This window comes from Pseudomonas sp. 3MAES_34.3B, assembly GCF_058145875.1.
In genome coordinates this window covers 5,077,305-5,100,701 of sequence record NZ_CM176960.1, presented here as the reverse complement: position 1 = coordinate 5,100,701, position 23,397 = coordinate 5,077,305, and the positions used below count along the sequence as shown (strand labels likewise).

Here is a 23,397-nt window from a genome sequence, read left to right as displayed (position 1 = left end):
TTTTTCGCGTTGGAAAGCCGTTTCGGCTTGTCCAGGCTGATCGAAAAGGCGTCCCTCGTGGGCGCCTTTTTATTGCCTGCGGTTTTGTCTCTGCCCGCCTGGGCCGACTGCCCGGCGCCACCCTCCACGCCCTTGGCGAAGGTAGTGAAGGTGGTGGATGGAGATACCCTGCGGCTCGTGGATGGCCGTAGTGTCCGCCTTATCGGCCTCAATACGCCCGAGCTCGCGCGCAAGGGCCGCACCGACGAGCCCGGCGCGGTGGTAGCTCGCCGCCGGTTGCAAGCGCTGGTGGATCAGGCAGGTGGGGCGGTTGCCGTGGTGCCCGGGCGCGAACCGCGTGACCACTACGGGCGCACGCTGGCGAATGTATACACCCCTGACGGGCGCAACCTGGAAGCCCGCATGCTCGAAGAGGGTCTGGGCTATCAGGTCGTGGTACTGCCCAATGACACCTTGAGCGAGTGCCATGCACTTGCCGAGCAGCGCGCGCGCCAGGCCGGGATCGGCGTGTGGCGGGCCTTCTTGCCGCGCCCTGCGGCGTCCATCGACCGCGGTGGGTTTGCTGTAGTCGCTGGCAGGGTGCTGTCTGTCCAGCGCAACCGGGGCGGCGTGTGGATGAACCTCGACGGCGGGTTGGTCTTGCATGTGGCAAAGGTCAATGAAGAGGCGTTCGGCCTGGGTGCGCTCCAGGCAATGCGCGGCCAGCCAGTGGAGGCACGAGGCTGGGTTACCGACCGAGGCCGCCGGTCGGGCGAAGCGGCCAGCCGCGCCCGCTGGGTATTGCGGTTGACGGCTCCGGCGATGCTTCAAGGGCTGTCTTCTGCACCGAAAGTCGTAGGCGTGAACCCTTGACAGGGGTGACTGGGTAGTCTTGTCGCGACTTTCCTTTGTGCGTATCCTCGGCGATCCGAAAAGTTCAACAGTCAAGCGGAACGCCAACATGTCAGACCTGAAAACTGCCGCTCTCGAATACCATGCCCACCCCCGCCCCGGGAAACTGAGCGTCGAACTCACCAAGGCGACCGCCACCGCGCGCGACCTGTCGCTGGCCTACAGCCCAGGCGTCGCTGAGCCTGTACGTGAAATCGCCCGGGACCCGGAGCTCGCCTACAAATACACCGGCAAGGGCAACCTGGTAGCAGTGATCTCTGACGGTACCGCCATTCTTGGCCTGGGTAACCTGGGGCCGCTGGCCTCCAAGCCGGTAATGGAAGGCAAGGGCGTTCTGTTCAAGCGCTTTGCTGGCGTGGACGTGTTCGACATTGAAGTGGACGCTGAAAGCCCGCAAGCCTTCATCGACACCGTCAAGCGTATCTCCATCACCTTCGGCGGCATCAACCTTGAAGACATCAAGGCGCCAGAGTGCTTCGAGATCGAGCGTGCGCTCATCGAGCAGTGCGACATTCCGGTGTTCCACGATGACCAGCACGGCACCGCGATCGTGACCGCCGCGGGCATGCTGAACGCGCTGGAAATCGCTGGCAAGCAGCTCGAGGCCGCGAAAATCGTGTGCCTGGGTGCTGGCGCCGCCGCTATCTCCTGCATGAAGCTGCTGGTGAGCATGGGCGCGAAGGTGGAAAACATCTTCATGATCGACCGGGTGGGTGTGATCCATGCTGGCCGTGATGACCTGAACCAGTACAAGGCGGTGTTCGCCCACGAAACCGACAAGCGTACCCTGGCCGATGCCCTGGACGGTGCCGACGTGTTCGTAGGGTTGTCCGGCCCGAACCTGCTCAGCCCTGAAGGCTTGAAGAGCATGGCGCCAAACCCGATCGTGTTCGCGTGCTCCAACCCGGACCCGGAGATTTCCCCGGAACTGGCCCACGCTACTCGCGACGACGTGATCATGGCCACTGGCCGTTCGGACTACCCGAACCAGGTCAACAATGTGCTGGGCTTCCCGTTCATCTTCCGTGGTGCACTGGATGTCCGCGCCAAGCGCATCAACGAAGAAATGAAGATCGCCGCTGCCTACGCCCTGCGCGACCTGGCCAAGCTGCCGGTGCCTCAGGACGTGTGCGATGCCTACAACGTCCCAAGCTTGAGCTTCGGCCGCGAGTACATCATCCCCAAGCCTCTGGACGTACGCTTGATCGACGTGGTGTCCGATGCCGTCGCCAAGGCCGCCATCGAAAGCGGCGTGGCTACCCTGCCGTACCCCTCGAACTACCCGCTCAAGAGCGTGGACGACGTGTTCAAGGGCTGAGCCCTGCGGCAATAAAAAACCGGCCATGATGGCCGGTTTTTTTATGGTCACGAATCCAGTGGTGAACCCTTGTAGGAGGGGGCGCTAGCCCCCCGAATTCAAGCCTGATAAAGCTACGCGCCCGCCCAAGCGTCAGAACAGGTCCATCGGCGCCGCTTCGTCCGCTGGCAGCGGGCTGCCCGGGGCCGCGCCGTTGCCGATCTCGTTGACCGACGGCGGCGTGTCTTCGCTCTTGAACAGCTCGAAGTAGGCGTTCGGCGTGGAAGGCGTTGCCGCGCGGCCGCTGACAGGGTCGACCCTCAGGCTTACGATCCCTTCAGGCTCCGGCTGAGTGTGCGGTGGCTTGTCCTTGAGCGCGGCCCCCATGTATTCCATCCAGATCGGCAGCGCAACAGTGCCGCCGAATTCCTTGTGGCCCAGCGTTTCGGGCTGGTCGAAGCCCGTCCATACGGTGGTCATGTAGTCGGCGTTGTACCCAGAGAACCAGGCGTCCTTGGAATCGTTGGTGGTACCGGTCTTGCCGGCGATGTCTGGGCGGTTCAACGCCAGGGCCCGCCGGCCGGTACCTTTCTTGATCACGTCCTGCAGCATGCTGGTCAGGATATAGGTTGTGCGGCCGTCGATGATCCGCGGTGCGAACGCTGGCGCAACGGCGGCAGGAGGCGTGGTTGCGCCTTGTACATCGTTGCCGGTCGCCGTGGTCACCGGTTCGGCGGGTGGCGCGCTGGCCTCCTGCTCATCGGTGGGCACTACAGGCGGCGCAGCGGTGAACAGCACGTCGCCGTTACGGCTTTCGATCTTCTGGATCAGGTACGGCGTTACCTTGAAACCACCGTTGGCAAAGGCGCTCCAGCCCGTTGCGATTTCCATCGGCGTAAGGGTGGCGGTACCCAGGGCCAGCGACAGGTTACGAGGGAGGTCCTGGCGATTGAAGCCGAAGCGGGTGATGTAGTCGATGGTGTGGTCCACGCCCAGGCTTTGCAGTACGCGGATGGACACCAGGTTACGCGACTTGTACAGCGCCTCACGCAGGCGAATCGGCCCAAGGAAGGTGTTGGTGTCGTTCTTTGGCCGCCATACCTTGTCCACCGCCTCGTCCACGAACACGATCGGCGCGTCGTTCACCAGGCTGGCCGGGGTGTAGCCGTTGTCCAGCGCTGCGCTATAGATGAATGGCTTGAAGCTCGAACCCGGTTGCCGCTTGGCCTGCATGGCGCGGTTGTAGTTGCTTTGCTCAAAGGCAAAGCCCCCCACCAGGGCCTTGATTGCGCCGTCGTGTGGATCGAGAGAGACCAACGCGCTCTGTGCCGTGGGTACCTGGCTGAATTTAAGGCTGCCATCAGGCAGGCGCTGTACCCGGATCAAGTCACCGATCTGCGCCACGTCCGCAGGCTGGCTGGGCGCGCGGCCCTGGCTATTGGTGTTGATGAACGGCCGTGCCCATTTCATGGTTTCCCAGGCGACATGCTCTTCCTTGTCGTCCCGGTTCAGTACGGTAAGGCCGGCCTTGTCCACATGGGTGACGATCACAGGCTCCAACGTATTGAGCGCGCGCTGGCGCGCCAGCTCGGCCAGCCAGGCTTCGCGAGTTTTGCCCGGAAGGCGCGACTCAGGCCCGCGGTAACCATGCCGCTGGTCATAGGTAGCCAGCCCGTCCAGCACGGCCTTGTTGGCATTTTCCTGGAGGGTGCTTGGCACCGTCGTGGTTACACGGAAGCCTTCGGTATAGGCATCGCTACCATAGCGGCCGACCATTTCGGCCCGCGCCATCTCGGCGATATACGGCGCATTCACTTCCGGTGTGGGCACGTGATAACTGGCGTTGATCGGTTCTGCCAATGCTGCCTGGTAGCTGGCTTCGTCGATCTTGCCCAGCTTGTACATCCGCCCGAGGATCCAGTCACGCCGCTCCTTCGCCCGTGCGGCGTTGGCCAGCGGATTGAAGCGCGACGGGGCCTTGGGCAGGCCTGCAATCATTGCCATCTGCGCCAGGCTGCAGTCACGGATGGACTTGCCGTAGTACACCTGCGCCGCTGCTTCGATGCCGTACGCACGGTTACCCAGATAGATCTTGTTTACATAAAGCTCGAGGATCTCGTCCTTGGACAGCTGGCGCTCGATCTGCAGCGCCAGAAGGATCTCGTTCGTCTTGCGCGAGAAACTGCGCTCGCTGCTCAGGAAGTAGTTCTTGGCCACCTGCATGGTGATGGTACTGCCGCCGGTCTGGATGTGGCCGCTGCGCAGCAACTGGCTGGCCGCGCGTACCAGGCTCGAGGGGTCTACCCCATAGTGGTTCTCGAAGTTGTCGTCTTCGGCCGACAGCAGCGCCTGGATGAAATGAGGCGGGATGTCGGAAAAGCGGATCGGCGAGCGGCGCATTTCGCCGAATTCTGCTATCAATTTGCCGTCGCTGCTGTATACCCGTAAGGGAATTTGCAACTGAACGCTTTTGAGAGCCTCCACAGAGGGCAGGCCGGGGCTAAGATACAGGTAGGCGCCGCTCAGCCCGAGCAGAAGCCCGCAGACCACAGCGAGGATGGACCAGCAGAAAAACTTGAGCAGGCGGATCAAGGCTTTCGGATTTCCAGTAAGAATAAGGGCTTGGCCATACGGCGGGCCAAGGCAGAAAAAGCGCTCGGCATTATAAGCATTTTGTTGTGGAGCGTCATTTGCGCTTCTGTCAAGACTGCTATTAAATGCCGTTTACCATAAACGGTCCGTAAGTCTCGGATAGTGCTAGGGAATCAGTAGTGCTAGGACTCTTCAGCAAGAAAGCGAACTCGCTTCTGGGGATCGACATCAGCTCTACCTCGGTCAAGCTGCTGGAGCTTAGCCGCGTGGGCGACCGCTTCAAGGTAGAGTCGTATGCCGTCGAGCCATTGCCTGCCAATGCCGTGGTCGAGAAGAACATCGCCGAGCTCGAAGGCGTCGGCAATGCCTTGCTCCGTGTGGTTACCAAGGCTCGCACCTCCACACGAAGCGTAGCCCTGGCTGTTTCCGGTTCCGCGGTCATCACCAAGTCCATCGAGATGGACGCGGGCATGACCGACGACGAAATGGAAAACCAGCTCAAGCTCGAAGCCGACCAATACATCCCTTATCCACTGGAAGAAGTCGCTATCGACTTCGAGGTGCAAGGCCCCTCGGCGCGCAACCCCGAGCGCGTTGAAGTGCTCCTTGCTGCTTGCCGCAAGGAAAATGTCGAGGTACGCGAGGCTGCGCTCGCGGTAGCGGGCCTGAATGCCCGCGTGGTGGACGTGGAAGCCTATGCCCTGGAGCGCGCGTTCGGGCTGCTGGCCCCGCAGCTGCGCAATGGCGACCAGCCACTTACCGTAGCGGTGGTGGACGTGGGCGCGACCATGACCACCTTGAGCGTTATCCATAACGGGCGGATCATCTACACCCGTGAGCAATTGTTTGGTGGCCGCCAGCTCACCGAGGAAATCCAGCGTCGTTACGGGTTGAGCGTCGAGGAAGCGGGCCTTGCCAAGAAACAGGGCGGCTTGCCGGACGACTACGTCGCCGAGGTGCTGCAGCCGTTTCGCGAGGCGGTGGTTCAGCAGGTATCGCGCTCGTTACAGTTCTTTTTTGCAGCGGGGCAGTTCAATCAGGTTGACTATATCGTGCTTGCCGGCGGAACGGCCTCCCTGGCAGGCCTGGATCAACTGATCCAGCAACGGATCGGCACGCCTACGCTGGTCGCCAACCCCTTCGCGGACATGGCGCTCAACAGCAAGGTGAATGCCGGCGCGCTGGCCAGCGATGCCCCCGCGCTGATGATCGCTTGCGGGCTGGCGCTCAGGAGCTTCGACTGATGGCACGCATCAACCTGTTGCCCTGGCGCGACCAGCAGCGCGAGGAGCGCAAGAAGCATTTCCTGATCCTGCTGGCGGCGGTGGTAGTGTTCTGCGGTGGGGTGATCTTTCTGGCGGACCAGTTCATCAAGGGCCAGATCGAGCGCCAGACAGCCCGCAATACTTATCTGCAAACCCAGAATGCCAATCTCGACCAGCGGATCAAGGCCATCAGCGACCTGAAAGCCCGGCGCAAACAATTGCTTGCCCGGATGCGCATCATTCAGGACCTGCAAGGCAACCGGCCGATCATCGGGCGGGTCTTCGATCAGCTGGTACGCACCCTGCCCGATGGTGTGTATTTCACGGATGTAAAAATGACCGGCAAGCAGATCGACATCGCTGGCGCTGCCGAATCCAACAATCGGGTATCGGACCTGATGCGTAACCTGGACGCATCGCCCTGGCTCGAGGCGCCCACCTTGACCGAAGTAAAGGCCAAGACCGATGCCGAGACCAACCTGTTCCAGCTGTCCGTACGGCAAACCGCGCCTACGGTGGAGGAGGATGACAAATGAACATGGCAGGGTGGCTGGAAAGCCTGCGCAAGGTCGAGCTGAGCGAACTCGATATCAACAATGTCGGCTCGTGGCCGGCACCGGTGAAAGGCATCGCCGCCGTGCTGCTCGGGCTGCTGTTGCTGGGGCTGGGCTATTACTTCCATATCCAGGATTTGGAAGCGGACCTCGATACCCAGGTGGTGCAGGAGCAGGCCTTGCGGGATCAGTACACGGCCAAGGCCTTCCAGGCGGCGAACCTGGAAGCCTATACCGCCCAGATGAAGGAAATGGAAACCTCCTTCGGCGCGATGCTCCGCCAGTTGCCCAGTGATACCGAAGTGCCCGGCCTGCTTGAGGACATCACGCGCGCTGGCCTGGGCGCGGGGCTGGAGTTCGAGGAAATCAAGCTCTTGCCTGAAACGGCCCAGCAGTTCTATATCGAGCTGCCTATCCAGATCACCGTAACGGGCAACTACCACGACCTGGCCACTTTCGTCAGCGGCGTGGCCAGCCTGCCGCGTATCGTTACCCTGCACGACTTCGATGTGAAGCCGGCCAGCGAAGACAACACATCCCAGCTGCGGATGCAGATCCTTGCCAAGACCTACCGGTATAACGACAAGGGGCTGACGCAATGAGGGCGTGGGTCAACGCAGGGATGCTTTTGGTAGTGCTGGCGCTCTCCGGATGCGGCGGTTCGGATGATTTTTCCGATATCGACGCCTTTCTCAAGGAGGTCAACGAAAAGCCCAAGGGAACAATCGAACCGATTCCACGTTTTCAGGCGTATCAGGCGTTCACGTACCAGGCGTCCGACATGCGCAGCCCGTTCCAGCCGCCCATTCGGGTGGAGCAGGCGAACCGGCAAAAGGGGTCGCGAGACATACATCCGGATCCGAACCGCGTGAAGCAGTTCCTCGAAGGTTTCAATATCGAGGACTTCGAAATGGTCGGCACCCTCGCCAACGGCTCGGGGAAATTTGCGCTCATGAAAGGCGGGGGCGGGGTGCATCGGGTGAAGGTAGGCGACTACATTGGCGAGAACGACGGAAAGATCGTTGCCATCAGCGACACAGAAGTCGATGTCGTGGAACTCGTTCCGGACGGCGAAGGCGGATGGCTGGAACGGCCACGCGCCATTCTGCTCAAGGAACCGTCCTGACGGGTTGGTCAAGCATGCTCAGTGGAACCATACAATGAACAGGATTTTCTCCGCCCTTGGCGTCGCGCTGGTCGCGTTGCTGGCGTCACCAGCCCTGCTGGCGGCCACCCTCAAGACCCTCGACGTGGCTGCGTTGCCCGGCGACCGTATCGAACTGAAGCTGTCGTTCGACAGCCCGGTTACCGCGCCGCGTGGCTATACAACCGAGGATCCGGCCCGCATCGCCTTGGATTTCCCGGGGGTGGTCACTGCCGTTGCCACGCGAAGCCGAGACCTGGGTGTGGGGAATGCACGCACCTTGGCCCTGATCGAGGCCAAGGACCGTACGCGGCTGATCGTCAACCTCGCTACCCTTGTGCCCTACAGCACCCGGGTAGAAGGCAACAATGTATTCGTTCTGATCGGCCAGGGCGCCAATGCGGTTCAGTCTTCCGCGCCCGCCGCAGGGGCCACCGTGGCTTCGGCCCCCGCCGCTCCCGCCAACCGGGCCGCGCCAGCCGTTGCTACCCCCCGGCCGGCTGTGTCCGCCCCCGCGGGCAGGGCCATCCGTAGCGTGGACTTCCAGCGGGGCCCGCTGGGTGAAGGCAATGTGGTGATCGATCTGAGCGACCCGACCATCAGCCCCGACGTAAAAGAGCAGGGCGGCCAGATCATCGTCAGCTTCGCCAGAACCGCGCTTCCCGATCCGCTGCGTTTGCGGCTGGATGTGAAAGACTTTGCCACGCCGGTGCAGTTCGTGAGCTCGACCGTTGCCGGTGACAACGCCACAGTGACGATCGAGCCGTCGGGCGCGTTCGACTATTCGGCCTACCAGACCGAGAACAAGCTCACCCTGAGCGTGCGCCCGCTTACCAACGAAGACCTGCAGCGCCGCAACGCCGACCGCAACGTGTACACCGGTGAGAAGCTGTCGCTGAATTTCCAGGACATCGATGTACGTTCGGTGCTGCAACTGATCGCCGATTTCACCAACCTCAATCTGGTTGCCAGCGACACCGTACAGGGCGGGATTACCCTGCGCCTGCAGAATGTGCCGTGGGACCAGGCGCTGGATCTGGTGCTCAAGACCAAGGGCCTGGACAAGCGCAAGGTTGGCAACGTACTGCTCGTGGCACCTGCTGATGAGATCGCCGCGCGTGAACGGCAAGAGCTTGAGTCCCAGAAGCAGCTTCAGGAGCTGGCGCCACTGCGTCGCGACCTGATCCAGGTGAACTACGCCAAGGCCGCGGACATCGCCAAGCTGTTCCAGTCCGTTACCGGCTCGAAAGATAACGCCGATGCCCGTGGCTCCATTACCGTGGATGACCGCACCAATAGCATCATCGCCTACCAGACCCAGGACAGCCTGGACGAACTGCGGCGCATCGTCGCCCAGCTGGATATCCCGGTACGCCAGGTGATGATCGAGGCACGTATCGTCGAAGCCAACGTGGGTTACGACAAGGCCCTGGGCGTGCGCTGGGGTGGTACCTCCACAGGCCACGGCAACACCACTATCTACGGCCTGGACGACAACGGCGACGAAGCGGGCAATACGGGCAGTGACGTAGGTACCAATGTGCCTTTCGTGGACATGGGTGTCGCCGATGCAACCTCCGGTATTGGCCTGGGCTTTGTGACCAACAACACCCTGATCGACCTGGAACTCAGCGCCATGGAAAGCACGGGCAATGGCGAGGTGGTCTCCCAGCCCAAGGTTGTGACATCCGATAAAGAAACCGCCAAGATCCTCAAGGGCCAGGAAATTCCGTATCAGGAATCCAGCTCCAGCGGTGCTACCACGGTGTCCTTCAAGGAAGCGTCGCTGTCCCTTGAGGTCACGCCGCAGATTACCCCGGACAACCGCATCATCATGGAAGTGAAGGTGACCAAGGATGCCCCGGACTACCTTAACGAGGTACTGGGGGTGCCGCCGATCGACAAGAACGAGGTGAATGCCAAGGTTCTGGTCAACGACGGGGAAACCATAGTCATCGGTGGTGTGTTCTCCAACAACCAGACCAAAACGACGGACAAGGTGCCATTTCTCGGCGATGTGCCGTATGTTGGGCGCCTATTCCGCCGGGACGTGGTCTCGGAATCCAAATCCGAACTGCTGGTGTTCCTGACTCCCCGTATCATGAACAATCAGGCGATTGCTGTGAGTCATTGATTCTGTGCGAAATCTGATACTCGTTGGGCCGATGGGCGCGGGCAAAAGCACCATCGGCCGCTTGCTTGCCAAAGAGTTGCGTCTTCCCTTCCGGGATTCGGACAAGGAAATCGAAACACGCTGTGGCGCTAACATTCCCTGGATCTTCGATCAGGAAGGCGAAGCGGGCTTTCGTGAACGCGAGCATGCCATGCTGGCCGAGCTGTGCGCCTATGACGGCGTGGTGCTGGCCACCGGAGGCGGTGCGGTGATGCGCGATGCCAATCGCGAAATCCTGCGGGCCGGAGGCCGGGTGGTGTATCTTCATGCGTCGGTGGAACAGCAGGTTGGGCGCACCGCGCGGGACCGCAACCGGCCGTTGCTACGCACCGCCAACCCCGAGGCTACCTTGCGCGCCCTGCTGGCGCTGCGCGATCCGTTGTACCGGGAAATCGCCGACCTGGTGGTGGAAACGGACGAGCGCCCTCCACGGATGGTAGTGCTCGATATCCTCGAACGCCTGCGCCACCTCGCACCCCGGTGACGCGGCGGCAAACCTGACCAACGGCCATTGGGGCCCGGATCCGCTTGACTATGCACACACTCAAGGTCGAATTGGCCGAACGTACCTACCCGATTCACATCGGCGAGAACCTGCTTGGCAATCCCGAGCTGTTGCAGCCCTATCTGGCAGGCCGTCAGGTAGCTGTGGTCACCAACGAAACCGTGGGGCCGCTGTACTTGAAGCAACTGAGCAAGGCCCTGGAGGGGCGCTCCGTGCTGCCGGTGGTGCTGCCTGATGGCGAAGCCTACAAAAACTGGGAAACCCTGCAGACCATCTTCGATGCGCTGCTGGGTGCCCGCCATGATCGACGCACCACCGTGATTGCCTTGGGTGGCGGCGTGGTAGGGGACATGGCCGGCTTCGCCGCCGCCTGCTATCAGCGGGGTGTCGACTTCATCCAGGTGCCGACCACGTTGCTGTCCCAGGTCGATTCCTCCGTGGGTGGCAAGACCGGGATCAACCACCCGCTGGGCAAGAACATGATCGGGGCGTTCTATCAGCCCAAGGCTGTACTGATCGACACCGCCACCCTGCGCTCGCTGCCCGCCCGGGAGCTTTCCGCAGGGCTTGCGGAGGTGATCAAGTATGGGTTGATCCACGATGAGCCGTTCCTCAGCTGGCTCGAAGAGCACATGAGCGCCTTGGTGGCGGTCGATCAGGCTGCGCTGACGGAGGCGATCAGCCGCTCTTGCGCGGCCAAGGCGCTGGTAGTGAATGCCGACGAGCGCGAAGCCGGCGTACGCGCCACGTTGAACCTGGGCCATACCTTCGGCCACGCCATCGAGACCCAGATGGGGTATGGTGTGTGGCTGCACGGCGAGGCGGTGGCCGCAGGTACCGCCATGGCGCTGGAAATGTCCATGCGCCTGGGCTGGATTGATCAGGCCGCGCGTGACCGCGGTATCCGTCTGTTGCTTCGTGCCGGGTTACCGGTAGTGCCGCCGGCCGAAATGAGCGCGGACGATTTTCTTCGGCACATGGCCGTGGACAAGAAAGTGGTCGATGGTCGCATGCGGCTGGTGCTATTGCGCCAGCTGGGCGAAGCGGTGGTTACCGACGACTACGCACCCGAGATACTCCAGGCCACGCTGACGGCGGATTACCGCGCTATCGTGGATCAGCTTCGAGGTTAACGAGAGTTCGATGACAAGTTTGCATGCCGATGAGGCCTTCCTCGGCCACTATCAACTGGAACACGATCCCTTCGCTGCTCGGGTGCCGGGATTCAAGTTCTTCCCTGCCCAGCGCAAGCCGGTACTGGGCCAACTGCATCATCTGGCGCGTTACAGCCAGTTGATGCTCGTGGTTACAGGCCCCCATGGCAGTGGCAAAACCTTGCTGCGTCAGGCCCTGGTAGCCAGCACCAACAAGCAATCGGTGGTCAGCGTGGTGGTGTCCGCCCGGGGCGCCGGCGATGCGGCGGGCGTGCTGGGCCAGATTGCCCAGGGCGTAGGCTGCGCCGAAGCCGGGATCGATGCGCTTCTGCACCGGGTGGTTCAGCTTGGGCTCACCGGGCAGGAAGTGTACCTGCTGGTGGACGATGCGGAACAACTCGACGAATCGGGGCTCGAAGCCCTGCTGGAACTGGCAGGCGGCGTGCCGGAAGGGCGGCCGCATGTGTTCCTCTTCGGTGAGCCTTCACTGGTATCGCTGCTGGAACAACAGGAAAGCGGGCCCGAGCGCTATCACGTCATCGAGCTGCAGCCCTACACACTTGAAGAAACACGCGAATATCTGGCGCAGCGCCTGGAAGGCGCGGGCAAAGGTATCGCATTGTTCAGCAACGAGCAGATCGCGGACATTCACGAGTCATCCGGCGGCTGGCCTGGCCCTATCAACCAGGTTGCGCGGGACTCGATGATCGAGGCAATGATCGCCAGTCGCTCCGCGGGTAAGCGACCATCCATGGGACTTAAAATGCCTAAGAAATACCTGTTGGCCCTCTCCGCCGTGGTAGTGATCATTGTCGCTGCCGCTGGCCTGCTGTCGGGCCACAACAAGGCGCCAGCTCCGGCGGGCGAGCAAGCGCAACTTCCCTTGGGCGAGGGGCAGCCGGGGGGCGCCCAGCCGAACCAGGACGGGAACCCGGCCATCGAGTTCGCCGGTAATTCCAAGCCGTTGCCGCTCAACGGTCAGCCTGTCATGCGTGAACCCTTGGCTTCCGCTGCTGGCGCCGAGGATGACGATGGCGCGCCTGCCGTCGACGGTACCGCAAGCAACCAGCCGCCGATGGTCACCACCAGCGCACCCCCTGTGGGTGTACCCGCTGGCCCTGCGACTACGCCAGTTCCGGTGCCTTCCACTCCGGCGCCGCAGCCGGTTGAGCCGATCGCGGCCAGCAAGCCGGCCACCGCGCCCAAGCCAGCACCTGCGCAGCAGTTGGCCATGGCCAAGCCAGCGCCGGTCAAACCCGTTGAAAAACCGGCGGACAAACCTACCGCCAAGGCGTTGGGCTCCAGCTGGTATACCGCCCAATCCCCGGGCAGCTATGTAGTGCAAATCTTTGGCACCAGCTCGGAGAGCGCGGCGCAGTCCTATGTTCGCGAGCAGGGCGGCGAGTACCGCTACTTCAAGAAAACGCTGCAGGGCAAGCCGCTGTACGTGGTGACCTACGGTAGCTTTGCAAACCGTGCCGCCGCGGTTGCCGCCATCAAGAACTTGCCAGCGAAGGTCCAGGCTGGTAAACCATGGCCTAGAACTGTCGCAAGCGTCCAACAAGAGCTCGCCTCAGCCCACTGATGGCCCGGTGGCGTATCCTCGCCACCGCCTGACGTCCCTCGAGTCATCGCCTAGCCCGCTGCGTATCACGCCGCGGGCTTTTGTGCCCTCCCAAAGTGCCCGCAGGCCACAAGCCCCCACCGCGCGCCAATAATTCATTGACTCAGGCAGCCTCGCTACATCATAAAGGCAGCCAAATTCGTTCGCTTTTGCGACATGTAAATACATTGGTTCGACATCAAATTTGTGGCACACAGCCCTGCTGTGTACAATGACTGCCCTTTTGCCCCCGCAAAGCTGGCGTTCGTTCGGCGTGGATGGTAAGTGGTTGAATTAAAGAGCATTTGCCTCCAAGAGAGGCAAGCCTGGTGAGAAAGTGTCTATGAAAACAGGTCTGTACCATCCCGAGGAATTCAAGGACAACTGCGGCTTCGGCCTCATTGCCCATATGACGGGCGAGCCTAGCCACAACCTGTTGCAGACGGCCATCGAGGCCTTGACCTGCATGACCCACCGCGGCGGTATCAACGCCGACGGTAAAACGGGCGATGGTTGCGGCCTGCTGATGCAGAAGCCAGACCTGTTCCTGCGAGCCATCGCCAAGGAGCATTTTGGCGCTGAATTGCCACGCCAGTACGCAGTGGGCATGGTCTTCCTGAATCAGGACGACGCCCGTGCCGAAGCCGCGCGTGAAAACATGAACCGCGAGATCCTCGCGGCTGGCCTGCAGCTGATCGGCTGGCGTCAGGTGCCCATCAATACCAGCGTATTGGGGCGCCTTGCCCTGGAACGCCTGCCCAAGATCGAACAGGTCTTCGTAGGCGGCGAGGGCTTCACCGACCAGGAATTCGCGATCAAGCTGTTCAGTGCCCGGCGCCGCTCGTCGGTGGCCAATGCCGAGGACACCGATCACTACATCTGCAGTTTTTCGCAGAAGACCATCATTTATAAAGGCCTGATGATGCCCGCCGACCTGGCGGCATTTTTCCCGGACCTGAGCGATGAGCGCCTGCAAACCGCGATCTGCGTGTTCCACCAGCGCTTCTCCACCAACACCTTGCCCAAATGGCCTCTGGCGCAGCCGTTCCGGTTCCTGGCCCATAACGGTGAAATCAATACCATCACCGGCAACCGCAACTGGGCGCTTGCGCGGCGCACCAAGTTCGCCAACGAACTGATCCCCGACCTCGAAGAGCTCGGCCCGCTGGTAAACCGCGTTGGCTCGGACTCCTCCAGCATGGACAACATGCTTGAGTTGATGGTCACCGGCGGCATCGACCTGTTCCGGGGCGTGCGGATGCTGATTCCGCCAGCCTGGCAGAACGTCGAAACCATGGACCCCGACCTGCGGGCGTTCTATGAATACAACTCCATGCACATGGAACCGTGGGATGGCCCGGCTGGCGTGGTGATGACCGAAGGTCGCCACGCTGTGTGCCTGCTGGACCGTAACGGCCTGCGCCCGGCGCGCTGGGTGACCACGCGCAATGGCTACATCACGCTGGCGTCCGAGATCGGCGTGTGGAACTACAAGCCTGAAGACGTTATCGCCAAAGGCCGCGTAGGCCCGGGCCAGATCTTCGCCGTGGACACCGAAACCGGCCAGATCCTGGACACCAACGCCATCGATGATCGCCTGAAGTCGCGCCACCCTTACAAGCAGTGGCTGCGCCGTCATGCGCTGCGCATCCAGACGAAGATGGACGACCACGACCATGGCTCGGACTTCTACGACGCGGATCGCCTCAAGCAATACATGAAGATGTACCAGGTCACCTTCGAAGAGCGTGACCAGGTGCTGCGCCCACTGGGTGAACAAGGCTACGAAGCCGTGGGCTCGATGGGCGACGACACCCCGATGGCGGTGCTGTCCCAGCGTGTGCGCACGCCTTACGATTACTTCCGCCAGCAGTTCGCGCAGGTGACCAACCCGCCGATCGACCCGCTGCGCGAAGCGATCGTGATGTCGCTGGAAATCTGCCTCGGCGCCGAGCGCAACATCTTTCAGGAGTCTCCGGAGCATGCTTCGCGGGTGATTCTCAGCTCGCCAGTCATTTCGCCTGCCAAGTGGCGCGCGTTGATGAACCTGGAGCGAGATGGCTTCGGGCGCCAGCTGATCGACCTCAACTATGACGAAAGCCTGGGCCTGGAAGCGGCTATCCGTAACATCGCCGATCAGGCCGAGGAAGCCGTGCGCGCGGGCAATACCCAGATCGTGCTCAGCGACCGCGCCATCGCTCAAGGCAAGCTGCCTGCTCACGCCGCCATGGCCGTGGGCGCGGTGCATCACCGCCTGGTCGAAAAGGGCCTGCGCTGTGACAGCAACATCCTGGTGGAAACCGCTACCGCCCGTGACCCACACCATTTCGCTGTACTGATCGGCTTTGGCGCGTCCGCCGTGTACCCGTTCCTGGCCTACGAAGTGCTGGGCGACCTGATCCGCACCGGCGAAGTGCTTGGCGACCTGTACGAAGTCTTCAAGAACTACCGCAAGGGCATCACCAAGGGCCTGCTGAAAATCCTGTCCAAGATGGGTATTTCCACCATTGCTTCCTACCGCGGTGCGCAGTTGTTCGAAGCCATAGGCCTGGCCGATGAGGTCACCGGCCTGTGCTTCCGTGGTGTAGCCAGCCGCATCAAGGGCGCGCGCTTCAGCGACCTGGAGGCGGAGCAGAAAGCGCTCGCCGGCGAAGCCTGGAGCCCGCGCAAGCCAATCCAGCAGGGTGGCTTGTTGAAGTTCGTGTACGGCGGTGAATACCACGCCTATAACCCTGATGTGGTGAACTCGCTGCAAGCTGCCGTGCAACAAGGCGACTACGCGAAATTCAAGGAATACACGGCGTTGGTCGACCAGCGCCCGGTGTCGATGCTGCGCGACCTGCTCAAGGTCCGCGAGGCCGAGCAGCCTCTGGCGTTGGCCGACATCGAGCCGCTGGAAGCAATCCTCAAGCGGTTCGACTCGGCAGGCATTTCCCTTGGCGCGCTGTCGCCGGAGGCTCACGAAGCCTTGGCCGAGGCCATGAACCGCCTGGGTGCGCGCTCCAACTCTGGCGAAGGCGGCGAAGACCCGTCCCGCTACGGGACCGTGCGCAGCTCCAAGATCAAGCAAGTGGCTACCGGCCGCTTCGGTGTAACGCCGGAGTACCTGGTAAACGCCGAAGTGCTGCAGATCAAGGTTGCGCAGGGCGCCAAGCCAGGCGAGGGCGGCCAGTTGCCGGGGGGCAAGGTTAACGGCCTTATTGCCAAGCTGCGCTATGCGGTACCTGGCGTGACCCTGATTTCGCCGCCGCCGCACCACGACATCTATTCGATCGAAGACTTGTCGCAGCTCATCTTCGACCTCAAGCAGGTGAACCCGGCCGCGCTGGTATCGGTGAAACTGGTATCGGAAGCAGGCGTGGGCACCATCGCCGCGGGCGTGGCCAAGGCCTATGCCGACCTGATCACCATTTCCGGCTATGACGGCGGCACCGGCGCATCACCGCTCACGTCCATCAAGTACGCGGGCAGCCCGTGGGAGCTGGGCCTGGCGGAAACCCACCAGACCCTGCGCGGGAACGACCTGCGCGGCAAGGTACGGGTACAGACCGACGGCGGCCTGAAAACCGGCCTGGATGTGATCAAGGCGGCCATTCTCGGCGCCGAGAGCTTCGGCTTCGGCACCGCACCAATGATCGCGCTGGGCTGCAAGTATCTGCGCATCTGCCACCTGAACAACTGCGCTACGGGTGTAGCCACGCAGAACGAAAAGCTGCGCAAGGATCACTACATCGGCACCGTGGACATGGTGATCAACTTCTTCACCTTCGTGGCCGAAGAAACCCGCGAGTGGCTGGCCCGTTTGGGCGTTCGCAGCCTGGGTGAACTGATCGGGCGTACCGACCTGCTTGAAATGCTGGCCGGTGAAACCGCTAAACAGGCGAACCTGGACCTTACCCCGCTGTTGGGCAGCGATCATATCCCCGCGGACAAGCCCCAGTTCTGCGAAGCCGAGCGCAACCCGCCGTTCGACAAGGGCCTGGTCGCTGAAAAAATGGTCGAACTGTCGCTGGCCGGGATCGAAGCCCGTACCGGTGGCGAGTACGCCATGGACCTGTGCAACTGCGACCGCTCCATTGGCGCGCGCGTGTCTGGCGAGATCGCCAAGCGCTATGGCAACCAGGGTATGGCAGACGCGCCGGTGACCTTCCGCTTCAAAGGCACGGCAGGGCAAAGCTTCGGTGTATGGAACGCCGGTGGCTTGAACCTGTACCTTGAAGGCGACGCCAACGACTACGTGGGCAAGGGCATGACCGGGGGCAAGCTGGTGATCGTGCCGCCGAAAGGCAGCCCGTTCAAAACCCAGGACAGCGCCATCATCGGCAACACCTGCCTGTACGGCGCCACTGGCGGCAAGCTGTTCGCTACCGGCACCGCAGGTGAGCGTTTTGCAGTGCGTAACTCCGGTGCCCACACGGTAGTGGAGGGTACCGGCGACCATTGCTGCGAATACATGACCGGCGGGTTCGTGTGCGTACTGGGCCGAACCGGCTACAACTTCGGTTCCGGCATGACCGGTGGCTTCGCTTATGTGCTGGACCAGGACAACACCTTCGTTGACCGGGTAAACCATGAGCTGGTGGAAATCCAGCGCATCAGCGGTGAAGCGATGGAAGCCTATCGCAGCCACCTGGAAGGGGTGCTGGCCGAATACGTGGCTGAGACCGACAGTGAATGGGGCCGTAACCTCTGGGAAAACCTGGACGACTACCTGCGACGTTTCTGGTTGGTCAAGCCCAAGGCCGCCAGCCTCAAGTCGCTGTTGTCCAGCACCATTGCCAACCCTCAGTAACGCCCGAGCGGGCGAGCTTCAAGCCACAGGCTTCAAGCCGCCCGCGATAACCGAGAATTTGTTTGCAGCTTGAAGCTTGCCGCTTGAAGCTGCGCCGAGAGGCGCTTATGTCAGAACGCTTGAGTAACGACTTCCAGTTCATCGATGTCGGCCGCAAGGACCCGAAAAAGGTGCTGCTGCGCCAGCGCAAGAAGGAATTCGTGGAAATCTACGAACCCCTCAAGCCGCAGCAGGCTGGAGAGCAGTCCCACCGCTGCCTGGGGTGTGGGAACCCTTACTGTGAATGGAAGTGCCCCGTGCACAACTTCATTCCCAACTGGCTGAAACTGGTGTCGGAGGGGAATATCCTCGCCGCCGCCGAACTGGCACATCAAACCAACACTCTGCCTGAAGTGTGTGGGCGTGTGTGCCCGCAGGATCGCCTCTGCGAAGGTGCCTGCACCCTCAATGATGGCTTCGGCGCCGTGACCATTGGCTCGGTAGAGAAGTACATTGCCGACACCGCCTTCGCCATGGGCTGGCGACCGGATATGTCCAAGGTGAAGCCAACCGGCAAGCGCGTGGCAATCATCGGCGCCGGCCCTGCCGGGCTGGGCTGTGCCGACGTGCTGGTACGTGGCGGCGTAACGCCGGTGGTGTTTGACCGCAACCCCGAAATTGGTGGCCTGCTGACCTTCGGCATCCCTGAGTTCAAGCTGGAAAAAACCGTGCTGAGCAATCGGCGTGAGATTTTCACCGGCATGGGGATCGAGTTCCGCCTGAACACCGAAGTGGGCAAAGACATCACCATGGAGCAGTTGCTCACCGAGTACGACGCCGTATTCATGGGCATGGGTACCTACACCTACATGAAGGGCGGCTTCCCTGGTGAAGACCTGCCCGGCGTGCACGACGCGCTGGATTTCCTGATTGCCAACGTGAACCGCAACCTGGGCTTCGAAAAAACCCCGGAAGACTTCATCGACATGAAGGGCAAGCGGGTAGTGGTGTTGGGCGGGGGTGATACCGCCATGGACTGCAACCGTACGTCCATCCGCCAGGGCGCCAAGACCGTGACCTGTGCCTATCGCCGCGACGAGGCAAACATGCCGGGCTCGCGCCGCGAGGTTAAGAATGCCAAGGAAGAGGGCGTGAAGTTCCTCTACAACCGCCAGCCTATCGCCATCGTCGGCGAGGACCGGGTTGAAGGCGTGAAGGTCGTGGAGACCCGCTTGGGCGAACCCGACGCGCGCGGCCGGCGCAGCCCGGAGCCGATTCCAGGCTCCGAGGAAGTATTGCCGGCCGATGCCGTTGTGATCGCGTTCGGGTTCCGCCCCAGCCCGGCGTCGTGGTTCGACCAGCACGAGATCCAGCTCGATAGCCAGGGCCGGGTCATCGCGCCAGCTACCGGCGGTCAGTTCCGGCACCAGACCAGCAACCCGAAGATCTTCGCTGGCGGTGACATGGTGCGTGGCTCGGACCTGGTGGTAACCGCCATTTACGAGGGTCGCACCGCCGCTGAAGGCATCATGGATTACCTTCAGCTGTAAGTGCTATCGAGGCGATTGATAAAAGGCACGGTGCAACGCCGTGCCTTTTGTCGTGGTGTCTGAGAAAATGCCCGCACTTTTTTTGCGGATGCCCTCATGACTGTCTTGAAGAACGACCGATTCCTGCGCGCCCTGCTCAAGCAACCGGTAGACGTTACCCCGGTGTGGATGATGCGCCAGGCCGGCCGCTACCTGCCGGAATACCGTGCCAGCCGTGCCAAGGCCGGCGACTTCATGAGCCTGTGCATGAACCCTGCCTTCGCCTGCGAAGTCACCCTTCAGCCGCTGGAACGCTACCCGTTGGACGCCGCCATCCTGTTCTCGGACATCCTTACCATTCCGGATGCCATGGGGCAGGGGCTGTATTTCGAAACGGGCGAAGGGCCGCGTTTTCGCAAGGTGATCGACACCGTCGCCGATATCGAAGCCCTGCCGATTCCCGACCCGCAAAAAGACCTGGGCTATGTGATGGATGCGGTGAGCACGATCCGTCGCGAACTCAACGGCCGGGTGCCGCTCATTGGTTTCTCGGGCAGCCCGTGGACCCTGGCGACTTACATGGTCGAAGGTGGCTCTTCCAAGGACTTCCGCAAAACCAAGGCCATGCTGTACGACCAGCCAGAAGCCATGCATGCCCTGCTGGGCAAGCTGGCGCAGTCGGTTACCGCCTACCTCAACGGCCAGATTCTCGCCGGCGCACAGGCCGTGCAGATCTTCGATACCTGGGGCGGCAACCTGTCGTCCGCGGCGTACCAGACCTTCTCGCTGGCCTACATGAAGCAGATCGTCAGCGGGCTGATTCGTGAACACGAGGGCCGCAAGGTGCCGGTCATCCTGTTCACCAAAAACGGTGGCCTGTGGCTTGAATCCATTGCGGACGCCGGCGCCGACGCGCTGGGGCTGGACTGGACGTGCGACATTGGCGAGGCCCGCCAGCGGGTAGGCAACAAGGTGGCGCTTCAGGGCAATATGGACCCCAGCGTGCTCTACGCCAAGCCTGCGGCCATCCGTGCCGAGGTTGCGCGTATTCTTGCAAGCTACGGCCATGGCAGCGGGCACGTGTTCAACCTGGGGCATGGCATCACCCCGGAAGTCGATCCCGCGCACGCCGGTGCATTCATCGAAGCGGTGCACGAACTGTCGGCGACCTACCACGGCTGACTTGTTGGCGGTATCGACCGCCAGCAATGTATTTCAGAGCAAGTCCTAGAGAAGTCCGGCGCGCCAGGCCTTAGATTGCGCGTCCTCTGGCGGAACCGTCCGCTTGGAGCAACGTGACTTCCGAGGACTTTTTCATGAAAGGATTTTTCCGGCCTACTCAGCTGGCCATGGCCGTATGTGCTGGCCTGGTCGCTGGGCAGGCAATGGCGCACGGCTATTTGTCTTATCCTCCCTCGCGCGCTGCGCTGTGCCAGCAGGGTGTTAACGCCAGCTGCGGGCCGGCCCAGTACGAACCGCACAGTGTCGGCGAAACAGCCAAAGGTTTCCCTGCCTCCGGACCTGCCGATGGCCAACTGGCCAGTGGTGGCAAGTCACTGGGCGCCGCGCTGGATGTCCAATCCGCCGGCCGCTGGAGCAAGACTGAGCTCGCCAAACGCGATATCACTTTTGATTGGCTATTCACAGCCGCGCACCCGGCTACAAGGTTCGAGTACTACATTACCCGGCAGGGCTGGAATCCAAATGAGCCGCTGACCCGCGCCTCATTCGATGCCGAGCCTTTCTGCAGTATCGAAACGAACAATGAAGTACCCATCGACGGCCCGGCCGGCTCGGGTGGCCCGCTTCTGCACAAGCACCCATGCACACTGCCGGCGGACCGCTCTGGCTACCACGCTATCTATGCCATCTGGACCGTTGGCGATACGGACAACGCGTTCTACAACGTAGCCGATGTGGACATTACCGCCGAAGCCGGCCCGGCCCCCATCGACGGCTGGCAAGGCGTTGCCAACATTCCTGCCGTCCAGGTGCTGTTGCCAGGCGACAAGGTCACTGCTCGGGCTTTCCGCAGCGGCACTGAAAGCGCTGAACACAGCGTAACGCTGGACATCGAATCGGCCCAGCAGGGCCAGCCCGCGAACTGGGCGTTCGACCTTGCCACGAAGATCAATACAACCCAAGGGCTGATCCGGGCCGGTGCCCGCAATGGTGACGGCGAGATCGAGCCTGTGCGGGGTGCCAACAGCATCTACGCCAAGGCAGAGTCGGGTGTGGACAACTACCAGATGGCATTCGACCTCAAGCCAGATACCGAAGCGCGGCTGTCGTTGCAAAACCTGCAGCCGAACTACGAGCTGGTCAAAGGCCAGGCCGAGCTGGGCCTTACAGTGAGCACCAACCGCCGCCTGAATATCGAGGCCGGCCTCTATGACGCCAACCACAAGGCCGTCGGCAGCATCCGCCAAGCGGTTGAGCCCGGTGACAGCGCAATCAGCCTGGATGTGCGTGGCATGCCAGGGGATTACACCCTGAATGTGATCGGCAGCACCGAAGATGGCCGCGCCAACCTGCAAGTGAGCGAGCCTGTGGAACTCACCGGCGACGGCGCCGCGGATTACGACCAGGTGTTCCCGAATGGGCTTGGCACCTACAAGGCCGGCACCCGCGTGCTTCAGCCCAAGGACGAGCGCGTGTACGAGTGCAAGCCGTTCCCTGCCGAGGGCTGGTGCAACATCTATAACCTGAACGCTACCCAGTATGAGCCGGGCACCGGCAGCCACTGGGAAGATGCCTGGATCGCTCGCTGACAGCGACCCTGGCGATACCACCCCGGCGCGCTGCCGGGGTGGTCGAGGACATATCCGTGACGACCAAAACCTATTCCCGTTCGCAGAAGCTGCTGCATTGGCTCTCGGCCATAGTGATTCTGTGGGCGCTGTTCACCGGCTTTTATGTCGCGCTGGCTCCGGTCAGCCCGGAAATCAAAGGCTTGGCCGGATGGATCAACGTCTCCCTGACCACCTTGCTCATTCCTGTATTCGCCTGGCGATGCTTCCTGGCGTGGCGCCGTCGCATGCCACACCCGCAACCCCAGCCGCTGACAACACGCCTTGTGGGTTGGGTGCATGTGATTCTCTATTTGACGATCGGTGTGGTGCTGCTTACAGGCGTGCTCATGATGGAACGTCCCATCGTGGTGTTCGACTGGTTCACCTTGCCGCAGCCAATCAAGGATCCTGCACTTACCAGGTTCTTCCACGCCCTGCACATTGCAAGTTGCGCGGTGCTGGCGGCCCTGGTCGGGCTGCATATTGCAGCGGTGGTAAAACATGCGCTCAAGGGCCAGTCGGTGCTGGGCCGGATGTTGTGAGCACAGTCACGCGGCACAAGTGGTGGGCATTGCCGGTGGTAGTGGCGGTGGGCGCTGGCTGGCTTGTCTATCGCGTTTGGCACGCGCCGTTACCCACTACGCCATCCCCCCCGATGATCGCCAAATCTGTGTCCACGCCTGCGACGCTTGCGCCCCAAGTGGTGGCACGGCTGTTCGACCTGCCTTCGAACCCGCCGCTTGCGCAGGCGCGCACGGCGCTCAAGCTCAAGGCCTGCGTTGTAGCGGGGGAGCAATCCCGAATTCTGGTGGAGCACGCAGGCCTCGTGCAGGCGTACCGCCTAGGCGACAGGCTCCCGGACGGGAGCCAGGTTCGCCGGGTAAACGCCAGGGGCGCCGTGCTCTGGCAACGTGGCGAGGAAGTTGTGCTGCCTTTACGGCAGGCCACTGCGAGCCGTCCGTCTTTCGAAGCGGTTGATAGGCCACCGGCTGCTGGCACAAGGCGCTACCTGCGTTCCGCTCCCTCTGCAGAGCCACACTCATGAAACATGCTCCACAGTTGTTATCTCTCGCGCTGGCAACGTTGTTGGTATGCACTGCCGCACCCTTACGGGCAGATACCTGGAT

General features: G+C 62.0%; 17 protein-coding genes. 16 read left to right on the top strand and 1 reads right to left on the bottom strand.

What is annotated here, in order from left to right; all coding sequences use genetic code 11:
* The first annotated feature begins 9 nt into the window (after positions 1 to 9).
* Complete coding sequence (locus tag AC3Z8Y_RS22900) at positions 10 to 852, top strand: thermonuclease family protein (RefSeq protein ID WP_490087689.1); 843 nt, start codon at positions 10 to 12, stop codon at positions 850 to 852.
* An 88-nt stretch (positions 853 to 940) separates the two neighbouring features.
* Positions 941 to 2,209: a malic enzyme-like NAD(P)-binding protein gene (locus AC3Z8Y_RS22895; protein ID WP_181110895.1), complete on the top strand. Its 1,269-nt coding sequence runs from the start codon at positions 941 to 943 to the stop codon at positions 2,207 to 2,209.
* A gap of 132 nt (positions 2,210 to 2,341) precedes the next feature.
* On the opposite strand, the gene AC3Z8Y_RS22890 is transcribed toward AC3Z8Y_RS22895, so the two are convergent.
* On the bottom strand, positions 2,342 to 4,777 hold the full coding sequence (locus AC3Z8Y_RS22890) for a penicillin-binding protein 1A (RefSeq protein ID WP_490090072.1): 2,436 nt from the start codon (positions 4,775 to 4,777) through the stop codon (positions 2,342 to 2,344).
* A 182-nt stretch (positions 4,778 to 4,959) separates the two neighbouring features.
* Here AC3Z8Y_RS22890 and AC3Z8Y_RS22885 point away from each other — a divergent pair, with 182 nt between their 5' ends.
* The 14 genes from AC3Z8Y_RS22885 (at position 4,960) to AC3Z8Y_RS22820 (ending at position 23,315) form a co-directional block, all read left to right on the top strand.
* Complete coding sequence (locus AC3Z8Y_RS22885) at positions 4,960 to 6,024, top strand: pilus assembly protein PilM (protein ID WP_490087688.1); 1,065 nt, start codon at positions 4,960 to 4,962, stop codon at positions 6,022 to 6,024.
* Entirely contained in the window at positions 6,024 to 6,581 is a 558-nt protein-coding gene (locus tag AC3Z8Y_RS22880; protein ID WP_490087687.1) for a PilN domain-containing protein, read from the top strand. Before AC3Z8Y_RS22885 ends, AC3Z8Y_RS22880 begins: the two co-directional genes overlap by 1 nt.
* On the top strand, positions 6,578 to 7,201 hold the full coding sequence (gene pilO, locus AC3Z8Y_RS22875) for a type 4a pilus biogenesis protein PilO (protein WP_490087686.1): 624 nt from the start codon (positions 6,578 to 6,580) through the stop codon (positions 7,199 to 7,201). The genes AC3Z8Y_RS22880 and pilO overlap by 4 nt, the downstream gene beginning before the upstream one ends.
* Entirely contained in the window at positions 7,198 to 7,725 is a 528-nt protein-coding gene (locus AC3Z8Y_RS22870; protein ID WP_490087685.1) for a pilus assembly protein PilP, read from the top strand. The genes pilO and AC3Z8Y_RS22870 overlap by 4 nt, the downstream gene beginning before the upstream one ends.
* A 34-nt stretch (positions 7,726 to 7,759) precedes the next feature.
* Complete coding sequence (locus AC3Z8Y_RS22865; RefSeq protein ID WP_490087684.1) at positions 7,760 to 9,877, top strand: type IV pilus secretin PilQ; 2,118 nt, start codon at positions 7,760 to 7,762, stop codon at positions 9,875 to 9,877.
* Between the two features lie 4 nt (positions 9,878 to 9,881).
* Complete coding sequence (gene aroK, locus AC3Z8Y_RS22860) at positions 9,882 to 10,400, top strand: shikimate kinase AroK (protein ID WP_181110888.1); 519 nt, start codon at positions 9,882 to 9,884, stop codon at positions 10,398 to 10,400.
* A gap of 50 nt (positions 10,401 to 10,450) precedes the next feature.
* Positions 10,451 to 11,554: a 3-dehydroquinate synthase gene (gene aroB / locus AC3Z8Y_RS22855; protein ID WP_490087683.1), complete on the top strand. Its 1,104-nt coding sequence runs from the start codon at positions 10,451 to 10,453 to the stop codon at positions 11,552 to 11,554.
* 10 nt (positions 11,555 to 11,564) lie between these two features.
* Positions 11,565 to 13,160, top strand: coding sequence for an AAA family ATPase (locus AC3Z8Y_RS22850; protein ID WP_490087682.1), 1,596 nt, complete (start codon positions 11,565 to 11,567; stop codon positions 13,158 to 13,160).
* 361 nt (positions 13,161 to 13,521) lie between these two features.
* Positions 13,522 to 17,970: a glutamate synthase large subunit gene (gltB, locus tag AC3Z8Y_RS22845; RefSeq protein WP_490087681.1), complete on the top strand. Its 4,449-nt coding sequence runs from the start codon at positions 13,522 to 13,524 to the stop codon at positions 17,968 to 17,970.
* Positions 17,971 to 18,077: 107 nt separating this feature from the next.
* On the top strand, positions 18,078 to 19,499 hold the full coding sequence (locus AC3Z8Y_RS22840; RefSeq protein ID WP_490087680.1) for an FAD-dependent oxidoreductase: 1,422 nt from the start codon (positions 18,078 to 18,080) through the stop codon (positions 19,497 to 19,499).
* Positions 19,500 to 19,595: 96 nt separating this feature from the next.
* Positions 19,596 to 20,660, top strand: coding sequence for a uroporphyrinogen decarboxylase (hemE, locus tag AC3Z8Y_RS22835; RefSeq protein ID WP_490087679.1), 1,065 nt, complete (start codon positions 19,596 to 19,598; stop codon positions 20,658 to 20,660).
* A gap of 134 nt (positions 20,661 to 20,794) precedes the next feature.
* Positions 20,795 to 22,249, top strand: coding sequence for an N-acetylglucosamine-binding protein GbpA (gene gbpA, locus AC3Z8Y_RS22830; protein ID WP_490087678.1), 1,455 nt, complete (start codon positions 20,795 to 20,797; stop codon positions 22,247 to 22,249).
* Between the two features lie 56 nt (positions 22,250 to 22,305).
* Positions 22,306 to 22,812 carry a cytochrome b gene (locus tag AC3Z8Y_RS22825; RefSeq protein WP_490087677.1) on the top strand — a complete coding sequence of 169 codons (507 nt, stop codon included), beginning with the start codon at positions 22,306 to 22,308 and terminating at the stop codon, positions 22,810 to 22,812.
* The gene (locus AC3Z8Y_RS22820) at positions 22,809 to 23,315 is read left to right on the top strand and encodes a hypothetical protein (protein WP_490087676.1); all 507 of its coding nucleotides are present in this window, start codon (positions 22,809 to 22,811) and stop codon (positions 23,313 to 23,315) included. The genes AC3Z8Y_RS22825 and AC3Z8Y_RS22820 overlap by 4 nt, the downstream gene beginning before the upstream one ends.
* Positions 23,316 to 23,397 lie beyond the last annotated feature (82 nt).

Excerpts from the sequence above, each read along its gene's own strand:
- AC3Z8Y_RS22895 (WP_181110895.1), top strand. The coding sequence starts at position 941 with ATGTCAGACCTGAAAACTGCCGCTCTCGAATACCATGCCCACCCCCGC.
- gltB (WP_490087681.1), top strand. The coding sequence starts at position 13,522 with ATGAAAACAGGTCTGTACCATCCCGAGGAATTCAAGGACAACTGCGGC.
- pilO (WP_490087686.1), top strand. The coding sequence starts at position 6,578 with ATGAACATGGCAGGGTGGCTGGAAAGCCTGCGCAAGGTCGAGCTGAGC.
- hemE (WP_490087679.1), top strand. The coding sequence starts at position 19,596 with ATGACTGTCTTGAAGAACGACCGATTCCTGCGCGCCCTGCTCAAGCAA.
- gbpA (WP_490087678.1), top strand. The coding sequence starts at position 20,795 with ATGAAAGGATTTTTCCGGCCTACTCAGCTGGCCATGGCCGTATGTGCT.
- AC3Z8Y_RS22870 (WP_490087685.1), top strand. The coding sequence starts at position 7,198 with ATGAGGGCGTGGGTCAACGCAGGGATGCTTTTGGTAGTGCTGGCGCTC.
- AC3Z8Y_RS22850 (WP_490087682.1), top strand. The coding sequence starts at position 11,565 with ATGACAAGTTTGCATGCCGATGAGGCCTTCCTCGGCCACTATCAACTG.
- AC3Z8Y_RS22880 (WP_490087687.1), top strand. The coding sequence starts at position 6,024 with ATGGCACGCATCAACCTGTTGCCCTGGCGCGACCAGCAGCGCGAGGAG.
- aroB (WP_490087683.1), top strand. The coding sequence starts at position 10,451 with ATGCACACACTCAAGGTCGAATTGGCCGAACGTACCTACCCGATTCAC.
- AC3Z8Y_RS22865 (WP_490087684.1), top strand. The coding sequence starts at position 7,760 with ATGAACAGGATTTTCTCCGCCCTTGGCGTCGCGCTGGTCGCGTTGCTG.
- AC3Z8Y_RS22840 (WP_490087680.1), top strand. The coding sequence starts at position 18,078 with ATGTCAGAACGCTTGAGTAACGACTTCCAGTTCATCGATGTCGGCCGC.